Origin of the sequence: Nordella sp. HKS 07, from assembly GCF_011046735.1 — a bacterium.
In the GTDB taxonomy this organism is placed as follows: Bacteria; Pseudomonadota; Alphaproteobacteria; order Rhizobiales; family Aestuariivirgaceae; genus Taklimakanibacter.
The window spans coordinates 2949919-2965301 of the sequence record NZ_CP049258.1 but is presented as its reverse complement, the minus strand read 5'-3'; the positions used below and the strand labels follow the sequence as shown (position 1 = coordinate 2965301).

17 protein-coding genes and 1 pseudogene are annotated in these 15383 nt (G+C 63.0%); 7 read left to right on the top strand and 11 right to left on the bottom strand.

What is annotated here, in order from left to right:
- Positions 1 to 49 precede the first annotated feature (49 nt).
- Positions 50 to 940 carry a S9 family peptidase gene (locus G5V57_RS35220; protein ID WP_165168091.1) on the top strand — a complete coding sequence of 297 codons (891 nt, stop codon included), beginning with the start codon at positions 50 to 52 and terminating at the stop codon, positions 938 to 940.
- Here the strand turns inward: G5V57_RS35220 and gshB are convergent.
- The 3 genes from gshB to rsmI are packed head-to-tail and all read right to left on the bottom strand — an operon-like array spanning position 843 to position 2965.
- On the bottom strand, positions 843 to 1787 hold the full coding sequence (gene gshB / locus G5V57_RS13985; protein ID WP_165168090.1) for a glutathione synthase: 945 nt from the start codon (positions 1785 to 1787) through the stop codon (positions 843 to 845). The two genes, G5V57_RS35220 and gshB, sit on opposite strands and share 98 nt — an antisense overlap.
- A gap of 1 nt (position 1788) precedes the next feature.
- On the bottom strand, positions 1789 to 2169 hold the full coding sequence (locus G5V57_RS13980; RefSeq protein WP_165168089.1) for a YraN family protein: 381 nt from the start codon (positions 2167 to 2169) through the stop codon (positions 1789 to 1791).
- Complete coding sequence (rsmI, locus tag G5V57_RS13975; protein WP_165168088.1) at positions 2129 to 2965, bottom strand: 16S rRNA (cytidine(1402)-2'-O)-methyltransferase; 837 nt, start codon at positions 2963 to 2965, stop codon at positions 2129 to 2131. The genes G5V57_RS13980 and rsmI overlap by 41 nt, the downstream gene beginning before the upstream one ends.
- A 218-nt stretch (positions 2966 to 3183) precedes the next feature.
- Between rsmI and G5V57_RS13970 the strand changes: the two genes are divergently transcribed.
- Both G5V57_RS13970 and G5V57_RS13965 read left to right on the top strand, forming a co-directional pair.
- The gene (locus G5V57_RS13970) at positions 3184 to 4263 is read left to right on the top strand and encodes a penicillin-binding protein activator (RefSeq protein ID WP_165168087.1); all 1080 of its coding nucleotides are present in this window, start codon (positions 3184 to 3186) and stop codon (positions 4261 to 4263) included.
- A 442-nt stretch (positions 4264 to 4705) separates the two neighbouring features.
- Entirely contained in the window at positions 4706 to 5395 is a 690-nt protein-coding gene (locus tag G5V57_RS13965) for an outer membrane protein (protein WP_165168086.1), read from the top strand.
- A 383-nt stretch (positions 5396 to 5778) separates the two neighbouring features.
- On the opposite strand, the gene hemW is transcribed toward G5V57_RS13965, so the two are convergent.
- From hemW to rph, 4 genes and pseudogenes are all read right to left on the bottom strand, one after another.
- Entirely contained in the window at positions 5779 to 6924 is a 1146-nt protein-coding gene (gene hemW, locus G5V57_RS13960) for a radical SAM family heme chaperone HemW (protein ID WP_165168085.1), read from the bottom strand.
- Positions 6911 to 7516, bottom strand: a complete 606-nt coding sequence (gene rdgB, locus G5V57_RS34350) for an RdgB/HAM1 family non-canonical purine NTP pyrophosphatase (RefSeq protein WP_371744822.1) — start codon at positions 7514 to 7516, stop codon at positions 6911 to 6913. Before rdgB ends, hemW begins: the two co-directional genes overlap by 14 nt.
- A gap of 93 nt (positions 7517 to 7609) precedes the next feature.
- Positions 7610 to 7975 (bottom strand): annotated as a pseudogene (locus G5V57_RS34345) (VOC family protein); the annotation flags it as partial.
- Positions 7972 to 8685 carry a ribonuclease PH gene (rph, locus tag G5V57_RS13950; RefSeq protein ID WP_165174103.1) on the bottom strand — a complete coding sequence of 238 codons (714 nt, stop codon included), beginning with the start codon at positions 8683 to 8685 and terminating at the stop codon, positions 7972 to 7974. The gene rph and the pseudogene G5V57_RS34345, both read right to left, overlap by 4 nt.
- Positions 8686 to 8933: 248 nt before the next feature.
- Between rph and hrcA the strand changes: the two genes are divergently transcribed.
- Positions 8934 to 10025 carry a heat-inducible transcriptional repressor HrcA gene (hrcA, locus tag G5V57_RS13945; protein WP_165168083.1) on the top strand — a complete coding sequence of 364 codons (1092 nt, stop codon included), beginning with the start codon at positions 8934 to 8936 and terminating at the stop codon, positions 10023 to 10025.
- Positions 10022 to 10429, top strand: a complete 408-nt coding sequence (locus G5V57_RS13940) for a GFA family protein (protein ID WP_165168082.1) — start codon at positions 10022 to 10024, stop codon at positions 10427 to 10429. The genes hrcA and G5V57_RS13940 overlap by 4 nt, the downstream gene beginning before the upstream one ends.
- On the opposite strand, the gene G5V57_RS13935 is transcribed toward G5V57_RS13940, so the two are convergent.
- Positions 10426 to 11103 carry a glutathione S-transferase family protein gene (locus tag G5V57_RS13935; protein ID WP_206530262.1) on the bottom strand — a complete coding sequence of 226 codons (678 nt, stop codon included), beginning with the start codon at positions 11101 to 11103 and terminating at the stop codon, positions 10426 to 10428. The two genes, G5V57_RS13940 and G5V57_RS13935, sit on opposite strands and share 4 nt — an antisense overlap.
- Before the next feature lie 150 nt (positions 11104 to 11253).
- On the opposite strand from G5V57_RS13935, the gene grpE reads away from it, so the two are divergent.
- Positions 11254 to 11826, top strand: coding sequence for a nucleotide exchange factor GrpE (gene grpE, locus G5V57_RS13930; protein ID WP_165168080.1), 573 nt, complete (start codon positions 11254 to 11256; stop codon positions 11824 to 11826).
- 738 nt (positions 11827 to 12564) lie between these two features.
- Positions 12565 to 12804 (top strand): YdcH family protein, encoded by a 240-nt coding sequence (locus G5V57_RS13925; protein ID WP_165168079.1) that lies wholly within the window; start codon positions 12565 to 12567, stop codon positions 12802 to 12804.
- An 81-nt stretch (positions 12805 to 12885) separates the two neighbouring features.
- Here G5V57_RS13925 and G5V57_RS13920 read toward each other — a convergent pair whose 3' ends face one another.
- From G5V57_RS13920 to coaBC, 3 genes are read right to left on the bottom strand one after another with little or no spacing between them, the layout of a single operon-like run.
- Positions 12886 to 13689: a molybdopterin-synthase adenylyltransferase MoeB gene (locus tag G5V57_RS13920; RefSeq protein ID WP_165168078.1), complete on the bottom strand. Its 804-nt coding sequence runs from the start codon at positions 13687 to 13689 to the stop codon at positions 12886 to 12888.
- Complete coding sequence (dut, locus tag G5V57_RS13915; RefSeq protein WP_165168077.1) at positions 13689 to 14129, bottom strand: dUTP diphosphatase; 441 nt, start codon at positions 14127 to 14129, stop codon at positions 13689 to 13691. Before dut ends, G5V57_RS13920 begins: the two co-directional genes overlap by 1 nt.
- Positions 14126 to 15370, bottom strand: coding sequence for a bifunctional phosphopantothenoylcysteine decarboxylase/phosphopantothenate--cysteine ligase CoaBC (gene coaBC / locus G5V57_RS13910; RefSeq protein ID WP_371744783.1), 1245 nt, complete (start codon positions 15368 to 15370; stop codon positions 14126 to 14128). The genes dut and coaBC overlap by 4 nt, the downstream gene beginning before the upstream one ends.
- Positions 15371 to 15383 lie beyond the last annotated feature (13 nt).

Sequence of the window (15383 nt, the reverse complement as noted above, 5' to 3'; positions counted from 1 at the left end):
GCTTCCAATCGATCGCGACTTCCGTGAATGAAATACCTATAGAGACCTCATGCCCGCATCCTACGCCTTCATCCCCTCGCCCGAACCAGACGCAAGACTGAAGATAATGGTAGCGCGTCCGCCATCTGACGGTCCGCATCCCACGATCATCTTCAATCATGGCTCGACCGGCCGCGGACACAACAAGGCTTTGTTTTCAAGACGGTGGTGCCCGCCTGTCGTGCAGGACTATTTCACCCAGCGCGGCTGGATGGTCATCTTCCCGCAACGCCGGGGCCGCGGCGGGTCGGAGGGCGTCTATGGCGAAGGCCTCGCCGCCGATGGCAGCGGCTATTCCTGCCAACCCGATATAGCGATCGCGGGCTTCGAGAGGGCGATCGCGGACATCGATGCCGTCATGGCCCATCTCAAGACGCGCAATGATGTCGATTTCCGGCGCGTCGCCATTGGCGGAGCCTCGCGTGGCGGCATATTGTCGATCGCCTATGCGGGCATGCGGCCGGGAAGCTTCGTCGGCGCCGTCAATTTCAATGGCGGCTGGCTGGGCAAAGCCTGCGCCACGCATGAGATCGTCAATCCGGCGCTCTTCAAAGGGGGGCCGCCGGCGGCAATCCAACGCTCTGGCTGCATGGCAGTTACGATCAATATTACCGCATCGCTCACTGTCGCCGAAACTTCGAAGAGTTTGAGGCGGCTGGCGGGAAGGGCACCTTCGTCGCCGCGCCGATGGGTCACAGCCTACTCTTCAAACCGCCTTTGTGGTGCAAGCATCTCGATGCCTTTATGGAGCGGCTGGAAATATGAGAATGACGCTTGTTCCTGTGCGGTGACAGCTGCCGTGATCAGCGCTTTCGCTTCCTCTCGATCGCATCCCAGATCAGCGCGGCGATATCGGCGCCGCCGAAACGTTTCACCTCGCGGATGCCGGTCGGCGAGGTGACATTGATCTCGGTCAGCCAGTCGCCGATCACGTCGATGCCGACAAAGATAAGTCCCTTGGCCTTGAGATCCGGCCCCAGCCTTTCGCAGATCTCGCGCTCGCGCTTGGTGAGTTCGGTCGGCTCAGGCCTGCCGCCCACATGCATGTTGGAGCGGTTCTCGTTCGCCGCCGGCACGCGGTTGATGGCGCCAGCGAATTCGCCGTCGACCAGGATGATGCGCTTGTCGCCCTTGCGAACTTCCGGGAGATAACGCTGGGCGATGAAGGGCTCGCGGAAGCTCTGCGTGAAGAGCTCGACCAGCGCGCCGAAATTCTGGTCCTCGCCACCAAGCCGGAAGATGCCGGCGCCGCCATTGCCATACAGCGGCTTCAGGATGATCTCGCCATGCTCCTCGCGGAAGGCCTGCAATTCTCTCGGATCGCGGGTGATGAGGGTCGGCGGCATCAGGTCGCGATACTGCATCACATAGAGCTTTTCCGGCGCATTGCGCACCTCGCGTGGATCGTTCACCACCAGCGTCCTGGGATGAATCTGCTCCAGCATATGGGTGATGGTGATGTAGTTCATGTCGAAGGGCGGGTCCTGGCGCATATGCACAACGTCGAACGCACCGAGATCGACCCGCTCTTCCTTGCCCAGCGCGAAATGATTGCCCTTCTCGTCGCGCACCGTGACCCAATGGCCGGTGGCATGGAGCCTGTCGCCCTTCAAGGCCAGCGCCTTGGGCTGATAATAGAAGAGCGTGTGGCCGCGTGCCTGCGCCTCGAGCATGATGGCGAAGGTCGAGTCGCCCGCGATATTTATGCTCTCGATCGGATCCATCTGCACGGCAACACGAAGCGTCATATCAGTCTTCCACGATGATGGCGTTGGGGATGTGTCGCGGCCACTGGTAGGGGGAGACCGCAACGATGTCAAAGCGGCAGATTCCAAGCGCCGCCCTGGGATCGCGCGCCATCCAGATGCGGGCCGCGGCGGCCATGCGGCGCGACTGATAGTTCGTCACCGCCTCGACGGCGCGGTCGGCATCCGCCCTGATCTTCACCTCGATGAAGGCGGTCACCTCGCCTCTGCGCATGATGAGATCGATTTCACCCGGCCCCGATTTAAAGCGGCGCGCCAGGAGCCGGTAGCCCTTGAGGCGCAGGCTCGCTTCGGCGACCGCCTCGGCCCAGCGGCCGCGGCGCTCATTCCGCCGTCTTGTCTTTGAGGGCGATGAGGCGGGCATAAAGCTCCTTCCGGGCGAGGCCGAAACGGTGGGCGATCTCGGCGGCGGCCTTGCCGGCCGGCATGGTGGCCGAGGCCTCGATCAGGGCCCGGTCGACATCCTCCGCGGCGGGCGGATTCTCGTCGCCGGGCGGCGACACCACCAGGGTGATCTCGCCCTTGATCGTCTCGCGTTCGGCGAGAAGTGCCCCGACGGCCCCCGCCTGGCCCCGGACCGCCTCTTCATAGAGCTTGGTCAGCTCCCGCGTGACCGCCACGTCACGATTTCCCAGGACCTCGGCGATATCGGCCAAAGCGGCGGTGATACGGCGCGGACTTTCGAAGAAAATGAGCGTGGCCGGCACTTTCCTGAGGTTTTCCAAGAGGCGGCGGCGTTCGCCCTGCTTTTCCGGCAGGAAGCCCGCGAACATGAAACGGTCGGAAGGCAGGCCCGACAGAGTGAGCGCCGCCAAGGGCGCGGAAGCCCCCGGAATCACATGCAGCGGCAGGCCCTCCGCGATCACCGCGCGCGCCAGCTTGTAGCCCGGATCGGACACCAGCGGGGTCCCCGCATCGCTGACCAGAACCAGGCTTTTCCCGGCCTTCAGGTCCTCCAGGATGCGGGGCCGCAGTTTCGCCGCATTGTGATCATGATAGGGGAGAAGCTTGGCTGTAATGCCGTAGCGATGGAGCAACTTTCCGGTAACCCGCGTGTCCTCGCATAGAACCTCGTCCGCCGCCGCCAGAGCGTTAACCGCCCTTAACGATATATCGGCAAGATGACCTATCGGCGTGGCGGTGACGTGAAGGCCGGGCATCAGGCTTTCTGCCTCGAAAACGACCCCCTTTATGGTATAGCGGCGGCCGGACGGGGATTTTGTTGATATTGGTGGAGTTGGGGACATTGAGTGGACAAAGTGGATCTATGGCGGCAGCGACAATAGCGCCTCGCGCGGGACTTTGGCAGTGGCGCGTTCTTCTTATCGGCTTGCTGGGCCTGATCCTCTCCGCCTGCACCTCCTCCAAAATGGGCGACATGTTCAGTGACGCTGGCGTCAAGGGCCAGCAATTGACCAAGCAGGCGGCAAGCGGGCGCAAGGTGGCGCTGCTTCTGCCGCTGTCCGGCCCCGGCGAGACGAAGCGCATCGCCCAGGCCATGAAACAGGCGGCCGAGCTCGCCTTGACCGATACCGGCGGCTCCGGCGTCACCCTCATCACCAAGGATTCGGGCGGCAATGCCGGCACCGCCCAGGCCGCCGCCCAGGCCGCCCTCAATGAAGGCGCCGAGCTCATTCTGGGCCCGCTCCTCGCCCCCGAAGTGCAGGCGGTCAAGACCGTGGCTCAGGGCCGCGCCAATGTCATCGCCTTCTCGTCGCAGATCGGCGTCGCCGGCGAGGGCACCTATCTCATGAGCTTCCTGCCCGAGGAGGAAGTGGCGAATGTGGTGCGCTATGCCGCTTCCCAGGGCAAGCGCAATGTGGCCCTGCTCTACCCGCAGACCCAGTATGGCGCCAATGTTCAGACTGCCCTCAACCGCGCGGCCGGGTCGAGCGGCGTTCAGGTCGTGGCCTCGCAGCCCTTCGCCCGCGGCCAGTCGAGCGCGGCGGCGGCCCAGCGCATCGCCCAGGATCTGAACGATCCGAGCCGCGGCATCAACGCGCTCCTTATTCCAGAAGGCGGCGAGGCTCTGCGCTCCTTGAGCGGCGCGCTCGAGCAGAACGGCATTACGCCGGAAAAGGTGAAGGTTCTCGGCACCGGCCTGTGGGACGACAACGTCACGCGCACGACGCCGATAGCGCAAGGCGGCTGGTATGCCGGTGTGGCGCCCGACATGGTGCAGCGCTTCGACAGCAAATATTCGAGCGTCTATGGCGCGAATCCGCCGCGCATCGCGAGTCTCGCTTATGACGCGGTGAGCCTCGCCGCGGGACTTGCCCGCAAGGGCGACTTCTCGTCCACGGCGATCACCGATGCGGGCGGCTTCCAGGGCCAGAACGGCCTGTTCCGCTTCCGTTCCAACGGCGTCATCGAGCGCAGCCTGTCGATCCTCGAAATGACGCCCAACGGGCCGCAGGTGGTAGCGCAGTCGCCGAGCCGATTCGGCGCGGGATTCTAATCACTGCTTCTCTTTCCGGCGCATGACGGACGCGCTTTACACTTGCTCCCAGTGGGAGCGCATCCCGGCAAAGTGGAAACACTTCTCCGACAAGGGCTCGCGCCAACTTTGGCGGGCTTTGATCAACGGGAAAAAGGCGTGTTGTTTTAGGCTGCTTTGCTATCGCTCAGGTTTATAAGCACGGAGACACTCGGTTAAATAGCGACCCTCCCCCTCGACCGAGCCCCTATTAAAGACACTTTCCAAAAGTTGTTCTTATTTAGAAACGATCCCAATCGCCTAAATTGAATGGAGCAATATTGGCGCGCGCAAGCAACCGCCAGCCTCACCTTATTGTTGCAGAAATATCACGCCCAACGAAGAATCTCTCGAAATATGCCCCCGCGTAATTGAATGGCGACCCGGCTTTGAGTAACCATAGGTGGAGTCGGAGGGGACGCACATGAGAAGATTGTTGCTTGTTGCCGGCCTAATTGTGGGGCTGAGCGGGGTTTCGTTGGCTGCGGATGTCGTTGAGCCGATGCCGGCCGCCTATGATTGGACGGGTGTGTATGTTGGTGGCCAGGTTGGATGGCAATGGTTCGAGGGGGACATTTCGGATCCGGCAACCAATCGTTTTGGCAGCGTTGATGACGATGATTTCGTCTATGGCGGTCACATTGGCGCGAACTATCAAATTGATTCGATCGTTCTTGGTATTGAGGGGGATATTGAAGGGACAAATATCAGCGCGAGTTCATCTGAGCCCGACCTCATCGATGTTGCAGCGGAGGCTGACATAGACCTGCAGGGTTCGATACGTGCGCGCCTTGGTTGGGCAATCGATAACATCTTGATCTATGCGACCGGCGGTTATGCTTGGGCAGACGCAGACTTCGACTATAAATTCCCTTCGATCGGCGGCGTCACCAGTTCGTTCTCTGAGACTTTGGATGGCTGGACGGTGGGCGGTGGCCTGGAATGGGGCTGGGACCAATGGTCCACTCGCATTGAGTACCGTTACACTGAATACGACGACGAGTCCGGGGATATCACGGAATGCTGCGCGCCTCCTCCGAGCGAGCAGCTGTGGGATGACATGAGCACCCAATCGCTACGTCTCGGCATAACATATCGGTTCTTCGCCCACTAAGGCCAACAACATAACGGTAAAGCCCGCTGCATTTTGCTTGGCAGGCTTTGTCGTTTTTCACATCCTTTTGAGCTTTACCCCGGCTCCCGCCGCCGTTCGCGGGGACGACTTTGGTGACGCCAGCCTCGTGGAGCGGAAGGTCGCCTCAAAGTCGAGATTCTTCTTAGGATTCGGCGATCCAACGGAGCATTGCATCGCCAGCGTCTAGCGCGCCGGACGCTCACACAGAATCGATCCGGCGCTCTATCTCTTTGATTTGCGCATCGGATTCTCCGAAAACCGCTTTGCACTTTTCGGTCCGATGCTCTAGCGGGGAGCGAGACTGTGCAGTTGGGTTCCCCACGAGGGATTGATGTATTATTGGGAATTGCGCGCGCTTCCGTTCAAGCCGCGAGCTGCGAAATCACCGCATTGAGGACACGGCGTCCGGCCTGGGTGGCGATCAACCGGTCGCCGCGCAAGCTCACCAACCCCATTTCGGTGAGTTCGGAAAGATGCGACGGCTCGCGCCCGCTCAAGCGGCGGTAGCGGGCGAGGTCGATGCCGTCGGCGATGCGCAGTCCCATCAGCAGATATTCGGCCGCCTGATCTTGTGTGGCGACCACCGTCTCCTCGATGACACCATTGTCCCGCGCCTCAACGAGGCCGCGCCAGGTCTCGGGATGCCGCTCCGTCGCGAGCGCCAGGCGCCGGCCGGCTTCGGTGATACGGCTGTGGGCGCCAGGCCCGGCGCCGGCATAATCGCCATAGCGCCAATAAATGAGGTTGTGGCGCGATTCATGCCCCGGACGCGCATGGTTCGACACCTCATAGGCGGCGAGTCCGGCCGCAGCGGTCAGCTCCTGCGTCAGGTCATAGAGATCGGCGGCGAGTTCCTCATCGGGCACGATGAGCTGGCCGGCGCGATGGAGATCGGCGTAGCGCGTGCCTTCCTCGATGGTGAGCTGATAGAGCGACATATGGCCCTGCTGCTCGGACAGCGCGCGGGTGAGCTCGGCGCGCCAGGCGGCCAGTGTCTGGCCGGGCCTTGCGTAGATGAGATCGAAGGACACGCGCGGAAATGTTCTGGCGGCGAGACGGAAAGCCTGCAGCGCTTCCGCGACCGAATGCTGGCGGCCCAGCGCCTTCAGATCGCGCTCGTCGAGCGCCTGCACGCCGACCGAGACGCGATTCACGCCGGCTGAGCGGTAGCCTACGAAGTTCTCCGCCTCCACGCTCGTCGGATTGGCCTCGAGCGTGATCTCGGCGTCGGGTGATACCGGCCACAGGCGGGCGATGGCGTCGAGCACATGGCCCACCGCTTCAGGCGGCATCAAGGACGGCGTGCCGCCGCCGAAGAAGATGCTCTCGACCGCGCGCTTGCCGGTGCGGTCCGCGAACCAGGCAAGCTCGCGCGCCAAAGCGTGCGCGAATGACAGCGCATCGACCGGCTGATGGCGCACATGCGAGTTGAAATCGCAATAAGGACATTTGGCCTTGCAGAAAGGCCAATGCACATAGATGCCGAAGCCTGGTTCAGAAGAGCGCATCGACGAGCTTCCGGAAGGCCACGGCACGATGCGAGATCTCGTGCTTGGCGTCGGGATCCATTTCACCAAAGGTTTCCTGCCGGCCGTCGGGCAGGAACATCGGATCATAGCCGAAACCGCGCTTGCCGCGCGGCGGCCAGACCAGCGTGCCCCACACGCGGCCTTCGAAATTCTCGACCTGGCCGTCGGGCCAGGCGACCGACAGCACGCTCACAAAATAAGCGCGCCGCTGTTCTGGTGTCGTCGCCCCTATCGCCTGCAGTTTCTCTTCGACATTGCGCATGGCGAGCACGAAATCCTTGGAGGGGCCGGCCCAGCGCGCCGAATAGATGCCGGGATCGCCACCGAGCGCCTCGACGCACAGGCCCGAATCGTCGGCGAGCGACACGAGCTTGGCGCCATCAGCAGCGGCGCGCGATTTGAGCTCGGCATTGGCCTCGAAGGTCTCGCCGGTTTCCTCTGGCTCAGGCAGCCCCAGGCTTGCGGCCGAGATCGCCTCGACGCCATAAGGCCCGAGAAGCTCGTTGATCTCCTTGACCTTGCCCGGATTGTGCGACGCGACGACGAGTTTCTGATCGCGCAGTGATCTTATTTGTTGACGCGCTTCCTTATCGCCAAAGTCGAGCAACTTTGGCGGGAAGCGCTCTGGGAGGCCCCAGATGCGCGGCTCGGCGAATTCGACCGAATTACCGGCGGGATCGCGGCAATAGATCGAGTGCCCGCCTCCCGACCATTCGAAATCGGCTTCCAGCGCGATGCCATGACGGCTGAGATGCTGGCGCCAGCGCGCGAGCTCTCCGGCCGTGGCGGAAAAGCAGACATGGCCCGCACCCGTGGCGCCATGCGGCGGCGCCGAGGTGAAGGACTTCGGCTTCACCGCCGAAGCGACCTGATTGAAGACGAGCAGCATGCCGTCGCCGCAATGGAAGAAGACAAACTGATCCTCGAGCTCGCGGCGCACCTCGAGCCCGATCACGCCTTCATAGAAACGGCGCATGGCGGCGATATCCTCGCCATAGAGGATGGTCTCGAGGATCGCCGTCGCTCTCATGCGACGGCCTTCTTCTGAAGCTCCACCAGTTCGCCGATGCCATTCTGCGCGAGATTCAGCAGGTCGAGGAAGCGCTCCTTCGAGAAAGGCTCAGCCTCGGCCGTGCCCTGGATCTCGACAATGCCGCCCTGGCCGGTCATCACGAAATTCGCATCCGTCTCGGCGTTCGAATCCTCGTCATAGTCGAGATCGAGCACGACCTCGCCATTATGGATGCCGCAGGAGATCGCGGCGACATGATCGCGCAGCGGATTTCTGGCGAACATCTCGCGCGCTTCCATCCATTTGAGCGCATCATGGAGCGCGATCCAGCTGCCGGTGATGGCGGCGGTGCGGGTGCCGCCATCGGCCTGGATGACATCGCAGTCGAGGGTGATCTGCTTCTCGCCGAGCCCCACGAGATCGACCACGGCCCTGAGCGACCGCCCGATCAGGCGCTGGATCTCCTGGGTGCGGCCCGACTGCTTGCCCTGCGCCGCCTCGCGCCGCATGCGATCGCCGGTGGCACGCGGCAACATGCCGTACTCAGCCGTGACCCAGCCCTTGCCGGCGCCCTTGAGCCAGGGCGGAACCTTTTCCTCGACAGTGGCGAGGCACATCACATGGGTGTCGCCGAAGCGGACGAGGCAGGAGCCTTCCGCATGTTTTGAGAAGCCGCGCTCGAAACTCACCTTGCGCAATTCATGGGGCTTTCGCCCGGACGGCCGCATCATTTACTCTCTTTCTTAGAGCTCTTCCCGTCTTGATCGAATCGGAACGATTCGATCAAGACGGGTAAAAGGGCTCGAATAACTTACAATCCGGAGCGCTTCCTTATCGCCAAAGTCGAGCAACTTTGGCGGGAAGCGCTCTAGAAAACGGGCCCGGTTCTAGCCCGGATAGAGACCCTGGGAAACTCATTTTAGGGGCCACAATACCTTCAGTTGACCGCCCTGCCCCCTGTTCCTAGATTTGCCGCATGAGCATCCATCCCCAGAGACCCCTTGTCGATGAGCGCCTGCAGGGCCTGGCCCAGCTCGATCAGCGCTCGCGCGACATCTTCCGGCGCCTGGTCGAGACCTATCTCGACACCGGCGAGCCGGTCGGCTCGCGCACCATCTCGCGCATCCTGCCGTCCAGCCTGTCGCCGGCCTCGGTGCGCAATGTGATGATGGATCTCGAGGAAACCGGCCTCATCTATTCGCCCCATACCAGCGCCGGCCGCATGCCGACCAATGCGGGCCTGCGTTTCTTCGTCGATGCGCTGCTCGAAGTGGGCTCGATCTCGCCCGAGGAGCGCGCCCGCATCGATGCGCAGATGACCGGCACCAACCGCTCGCGCCGGGTGGAAGACGTGCTGGGCGAGGCGACGACATTGCTCTCCGGCCTGTCGCATTGCGCCGGCCTCGTGGTGGCGCCGAAGCTCAATGCCAGGCTGAAACATATCGAATTCGTGAGCCTGGCGCCCGGCCGCGGCCTCGTCATCCTCGTCGCCGAGGACGGCACGGTCGAGAACCGCACTATCGATCTGCCGCCCGGCCTGCCGCCATCCTCGCTCATCAAGGCGTCCAACTATCTCTCCGCCCGCATGCAGGGCAAGACGATCGCCGAAGCGCAGCGCCTGATGCAGGAGGAGATCACCACGCTCAAGACCGAGCTCGACGAGCTCACCGCCAAGGTCGTCGCCGACGGCGTCGCCACCTGGTCCGGCAATGTCGAAGAGGATGACCGCACGCTCATTGTCAAAGGCCAGGGCAACCTGATCGAGAATCTCACCGCCTTCGACGATCTCGAGCGCATCCGCCGGCTCTTCGACGATCTCGAGAACAAGCGCGAGCTCATTCAGCTCCTGGGGTCGGCCGATATCGGCGAGGGTGTGCGGATCTTCATCGGCGCGGAGAACAAGCTGTTCTCGATGTCGGGCTCCTCGCTGATCGTCGCGCCCTATCGCAACAGCGAGGAGAAGATCGTCGGCGCGCTCGGCATCATCGGCCCGACGCGGATGAACTATGCCCGTATCATCCCGATGGTCGACTATACCGCGCGCATCATCGGGCGGCTGATCACGTGACGACGTCACGTGAGGCCAGTTGCGTCTGCGGCCAGTTGCGGCTCACCTGCCAAAGCGAACCGATCCGCATCTCCATCTGCCACTGCCTCGACTGCCAGAAGCGCACCGGCAGCGTATTTGGCACGCAGGCGCGTTTCCGCCGCAGCGATGTGACCCGCATCGAAGGCGAGAGTACGCGCTTCACGCGGCCTGGCGACAGCGGCGGCACGGTGACTTTTCATTTCTGTCCGCAATGCGGCTCGACCGTTTATTGGGAATTGAGCAGCGTGCCCGAAGCCTATGCCGTCGCGGTCGGCGCCTTCGCGGATCCCGGTTTTCCGGCGCCGCGCGTTTCCGTCTATGAGGCGCGGCGGCATGACTGGGTCGATCTCGACGATCTCAAGGACCTCGAGCGCCCGGGTTAGCTCAGAAGCTCCTGCATGAAGTCCGGCAGCGGACGGCCCTGCGTCAGAAGGAAGCGTGCCATGGCGCCGGCAACCTGGCGCACCGCCGGCCGCGTCGACATGCGCCGGCGCCAGGCGAGAAGCCGTGGCGTCGCTTCCGTCATCGGCGCCCCCATGCGGGCGGCGAAAAGCTGCGCCATGTAGAAGGCGATATCGGCGAAAGAATAGGTTCCGGCCAGAAACTCGGCCGGGCCGAGCTGCCGCTCCATCTCATCATAAAAGCGTGCCGATGCGGCGCAGGCCGCGACTGCCGTCGGGTCTGCGAGGCGGTCCTGCAGGCCCATCAGCCTGACGATCGGCGGGAAGAAGACCTCGTCCGATTTAAGCTCGAGAAGCCGGGCAATGGCTCGGTCCGCCGGTCCCTCGGGCCACAAAGCGGGCGCAGGCCGCAGATGGTCGAGATACTCGAAAATCTGGGTCGAATCGAAGATTTCCACGGCGCCATGGACGAGTACCGGAACCTGGCTTTTGGGGTTGATGCGGGCCACATCGGGATGCTTGGGCTCATAGAGCCGCGCCATGTCGAAGGGCACCATCACCAGGTCGATATCGAGGCCTTTTTCCCGGGCGGCGATCTCCGCCTTGGCGCCAAACATGCTCAAAGGGCCGGAATAGAGGCGGATGCGGCTGGACACGGGCTTTTCTCCTAAAAATGGACCTTGGCCCGTCATAGGCCCGGCAAGTGTCGTCCTGTGTCAGTTGAGCCGAAAGACTTGATTTTTCTTATCCGAACCCTGATATCCGGGCCCGAAACCCAATCCATCGATCGACAATCCAGGATCGTCATGACTGCAAAAGCGACCAAAGAAACCATGGCTGAAGAGGCTCAGGCGCCGGAAGCCGACCCGGTGACCCTGTCCGACATGGAGGCAGATCCGCGCGAGGCCGAGATCATCGATCTCAAGGAAGAGGTTGGCCAGCTCAAGGACCAGCTGCTCCGCACCTTCGCCGAGATGGACAATCTGCGCAAACGCATGGAGCGCGACAAGGCGGAAGCCACGCTCTATGCCGCGACCAATTTCGCCCGCGATATACTGAGCGTCAGCGACAACATGGAGCGGGCGCTTGCCACCGCCGAGGCGGACCATCTCAAGGAGGCGACCGAGCCCGTCAAGAATCTCGTCGCCGGCGTCGAGATGACCAACCGCGAGCTGCTCAATGTCTTCGAGCGGCACGGCATCACCCGCGTCTATCCGATGGGCGAGAAATTCGACCCGCATTACCACCAGGCGATGTTCGAAGTGCCGACCAATGACGCCGCCCCCGGCACCGTCGTGCAGATCATGCAGGCGGGCTTCAAGATCGGCGACCGGGTGCTCCGGCCTGCCATGGTCGGCGTCGCCAAGGCGGCGGGATAACCCGCATTTCACCTTCGTCATCCCGGCGAAAGCCGGGATCGACTGAATTTTTTCCGCGCGAACAGCGCCGCCCGCTTTTGCTTATTCAGTGGATCCCGGCTTTCGCCGCTGCCGTATTCACACATCCGCTTTTTCCCGTGCGGGCAGTGAGCAGCCCTCCCGTTTCTGCTTCTGCGCGCTTGCGGCGTCGCTCTTCCCTGCTCGGACAACGGGGCTCTGTCACACAATCCACAACCAATGCAATGAGTTGTACCGAAGACCGGGTCTGGAGAAAGCCGTTCTTCGCAACTACCCTGTATCTACCCTGTATCCGAGCCGGGGCGGGACGTGGGTGGCCAGGTGGGGCCCCGGACTTTGGCCGGGCCGGGGGAGCCGCGTTCCCCACAAGGGGACGAAGGAAGATGTGTGAATCCGATAGCGGCTTGCGCCGGGATGACGGTTTCAAGCATGCACGCGAGGTCGCATTCACTGGCGGATTGTCGATGGTGATGACAGCAATGCCTTCTTCGCAGGTAAGGGATACGGGCGCTGTTGCCTCCTGAATTCGTCTTCCCGGCGAAAGCCGGGATCCAATAAACTCCTTCCGCGCGAACAGCGCCGCCCGCTTGCGCTCATTCAGTGGATCCCCACTTTCGCCGGGATGACGGTCAGGCGTTGCGTTTCGGTTTGATCAGGATCAAGTCCGGAACGGTGGGAGCGCACTAAGCTTGCTTTGACACAATGCAAGGAGACGACAGAATGTCGAACACGCCTCACACGCTCGGCGAAGAATTCCCCGGCCAGCTCGAAGCCATCCACGCGCTCAAGGCGAAGAATGAACACTTCGCCCGCGTGCTACGGGAATATGACGAGGTGAACGACCAGATCCACCGAGCCGAGACCAAAATCGAGCCCGTCAGTCAGGACCATGAAGTCACCTTGCGCAAGCGCCGTCTGGCGCTGAAGGACACGATCGCGGGTGCGCTCGCTGCGAACTGAGCCCCTGGAGCCGCGAGCGCACCGGCATAGGCCGCTCGCGTCCCCACACATCGTCATCCCGGCACAACGCCGGGGTGTCGTTCAAGAGTGATGCGACAGATCCCTGATCGTCGCATTGCGGCCATTGAGCAGGTTGTCGGGATTCCACGGCAATGTCGTCACATAGGCGCGTGCCAGCAGCGCGTCATACATGAAGAGCCGGCCGGCAAGACTGTCGCCGATGCCGAGAATCTCCTTCATCACCTCCATCGCCTGGATCGAGCCGATGATGCCGGTAAGCGCGCCCACGATGCCGGCTTCCTCGCAGGCCGGCACGAGACCGGGAGGCGGCGCCTCCGGATGCAGGCAGCGATAGGTCGGATAGGGCACGCCCTGCGCATCCTTGAGATACGGCTTGAAGGTGGAGAGCTGACCGTCGAACTGCCCGACGGCGGCAGCGACCAGCGTTTTCTTCGCCAGGTAGCAGGCATCGCTCACTAGGAAACGGGTGGCGAAATTATCCGAGCCGTCGGCGACGATGTCATACCGCCCGATGATGTCGAGCGCATTCGACGCGACGAGGCGCATCTTGTGGCCGATCACATTCACATGCGGGTTGAGATCGTTGAGCGTCTGGGCGGCGCTGTCGGTCTTGGGCCTGCCGATGCGCGATGAGGCGTGGATGATCTGGCGCTGCAGATTGGAGAGCGTCACGTCATCGTCATCGATGACGCCGAGCGTGCCGATGCCGGCGGCGGCGAGATAAAGCAGGACCGGCGCGCCCAAGCCGCCGGCGCCGATGACCAGGACCTTGGCGTCCTTCAGCTTTCCCTGGCCGGGACCGCCGACTTCCTGCAGCACGATGTGGCGTGCATAACGTTCGAGTTCCTCGCCCGAGAGCTTCATCAGGTCCGTCCCGTCGAACCGAAGCCCCCCGCGCCGCGCTGGGTGTCGGTCAGGCTCGCCGCTTCGGCGAGCCGCACCTGCGTAACGGGCGCCACGATCATCTGGGCGATGCGGTCGCCGCGCTTGACGGCGAAGGCCTCGACGCCATGATTGATCAGGATCACCTTGATCTCGCCGCGATAGTCGGCATCGATCGTGCCCGGCGCGTTGAGCACGGTGACGCCGTGCTTGGCGGCAAGGCCGGAGCGCGGCCGCACCTGCGCCTCGAAGCCATGCGGCAAAGCGATGGCGAAGCCGGTCGCCACCAGGGCGCGGCCACCGGGCGGCAGGATGACATCCTCGGCGGCTCTGAGATCCATGCCGGCGGCATGCTCGCTCTCATAGGCCGGCAGCGCCAGGCCCTCGGCATGGGGCAATCTCTGGATCTTCACTTCAGTCATGACATGGCTCCGATGCGGCGGGCGAAATCTTCCATCAGGCGGCGCGCCACCTCGCTCTTGTCGAGCTCGGGCCAGCTTTCCACGCCCGTCGCCGACACGAGATGCACCTTGTTGCGATTGCCGCCCATCACCCCGCTCTCAGCGCTCACATCATTGGCGACGATGAGATCGCAGCCCTTCCGCTTCAGCTTCGCCTTGGCGTTCTCGATGACATTCTCGGTCTCGGCGGCAAATCCCACAACCAGCTTCGGCCGCTTGGACCTGGCCTCGGCGACGGTCTTCAGAATATCGGGATTCTCGGCAAGCTTGAGCTCGGGCGAGCCCATCTGCCCCTTCTTGATCTTCTGACCCGCCGTGTCGGCGACGCGCCAGTCGGCGACGGCGGCGGCGAAGATCGCGATATCGGCGGGAAGCTCCGCCTCGACGGTCTTCAGCATGTCGGCGGCCGTCTCGACAGGCATCATCTGGGCGCCGGGCGGAATGGAGAGATGCACCGGCCCCGAGACCAGGATCGTCTCGGCGCCGAGCACCACCGCCGCCTCGGCGAGCGCATAGCCCTGCTTGCCGGAGGAGCGGTTGGCGATATAGCGCACCGGATCGATCGGCTCATGCGTCGGTCCGGCGGTAATGATCACCTTGCGGCCCGCCAGCGGACGGGTCGCGGCACCGCCTGCCAGCGGCAGCGCGCCGCCGGCGAAAAACGCCTCGATGGCGGCGAGAATCTCGACCGGCTCCGCCATGCGGCCCGGCCCATATTCGCCACAGGCCATCTCGCCGTCATTCGGGCCGACGATACGCACACCATCGGCCTTCAAGAGGCTGAGATTGCGCGCCGTCGCCGGATGCTGCCACATGCGGACATTCATGGCGGGGGCGATGAGGATCTTCTTGTCGGTGGCGAGCAAGGTGGTGGAGGCGAGATCATTGGCGAGGCCCTGCGCCATCTTGGCCATGAGATCGGCACTCGCCGGCGCCACGACGATGAGATCAGCTGAGCGCGACAATTGGATATGGCCCATCTCGACCTCGTCGGTGAGGCTGAAGAGATCTGTATAGACCTTCTCTCCGGTGAGGCTCGCCAGCGACAGTTCGGTCACGAACTGTCCGGCCGCCTTGGTCATGATCGCCGTGACCTTGGCCTGGCGCTGTTTCAGAAGCCGCACGAGCTCGAGGCTCTTATAGGCGGCGATGCCGCCGCCGACGATGAGGAGAACACTTCTGCCGGATAGATTGGTCATCATGTCATTATGCCAT

Bases quoted from the DNA above. Each gene is read 5' to 3' on its own strand.
- G5V57_RS35220 (WP_165168091.1), top strand. From the start codon at position 50: ATGCCCGCATCCTACGCCTTCATCCCCTCGCCCGAACCAGACGCAAGA.
- gshB (WP_165168090.1), bottom strand. From the start codon at position 1,787: ATGACGCTTCGTGTTGCCGTGCAGATGGATCCGATCGAGAGCATAAAT.
- G5V57_RS13980 (WP_165168089.1), bottom strand. From the start codon at position 2,169: ATGCCCGCCTCATCGCCCTCAAAGACAAGACGGCGGAATGAGCGCCGC.
- rsmI (WP_165168088.1), bottom strand. From the start codon at position 2,965: ATGCCCGGCCTTCACGTCACCGCCACGCCGATAGGTCATCTTGCCGAT.
- G5V57_RS13970 (WP_165168087.1), top strand. From the start codon at position 3,184: ATGTTCAGTGACGCTGGCGTCAAGGGCCAGCAATTGACCAAGCAGGCG.
- G5V57_RS13965 (WP_165168086.1), top strand. From the start codon at position 4,706: ATGAGAAGATTGTTGCTTGTTGCCGGCCTAATTGTGGGGCTGAGCGGG.
- hemW (WP_165168085.1), bottom strand. From the start codon at position 6,924: ATGCGCTCTTCTGAACCAGGCTTCGGCATCTATGTGCATTGGCCTTTC.
- rph (WP_165174103.1), bottom strand. From the start codon at position 8,685: ATGCGGCCGTCCGGGCGAAAGCCCCATGAATTGCGCAAGGTGAGTTTC.
- hrcA (WP_165168083.1), top strand. From the start codon at position 8,934: ATGAGCATCCATCCCCAGAGACCCCTTGTCGATGAGCGCCTGCAGGGC.
- grpE (WP_165168080.1), top strand. From the start codon at position 11,254: ATGACTGCAAAAGCGACCAAAGAAACCATGGCTGAAGAGGCTCAGGCG.
- G5V57_RS13925 (WP_165168079.1), top strand. From the start codon at position 12,565: ATGTCGAACACGCCTCACACGCTCGGCGAAGAATTCCCCGGCCAGCTC.
- G5V57_RS13920 (WP_165168078.1), bottom strand. From the start codon at position 13,689: ATGAAGCTCTCGGGCGAGGAACTCGAACGTTATGCACGCCACATCGTG.
- dut (WP_165168077.1), bottom strand. From the start codon at position 14,129: ATGACTGAAGTGAAGATCCAGAGATTGCCCCATGCCGAGGGCCTGGCG.
- coaBC (WP_371744783.1), bottom strand. From the start codon at position 15,370: ATGATGACCAATCTATCCGGCAGAAGTGTTCTCCTCATCGTCGGCGGC.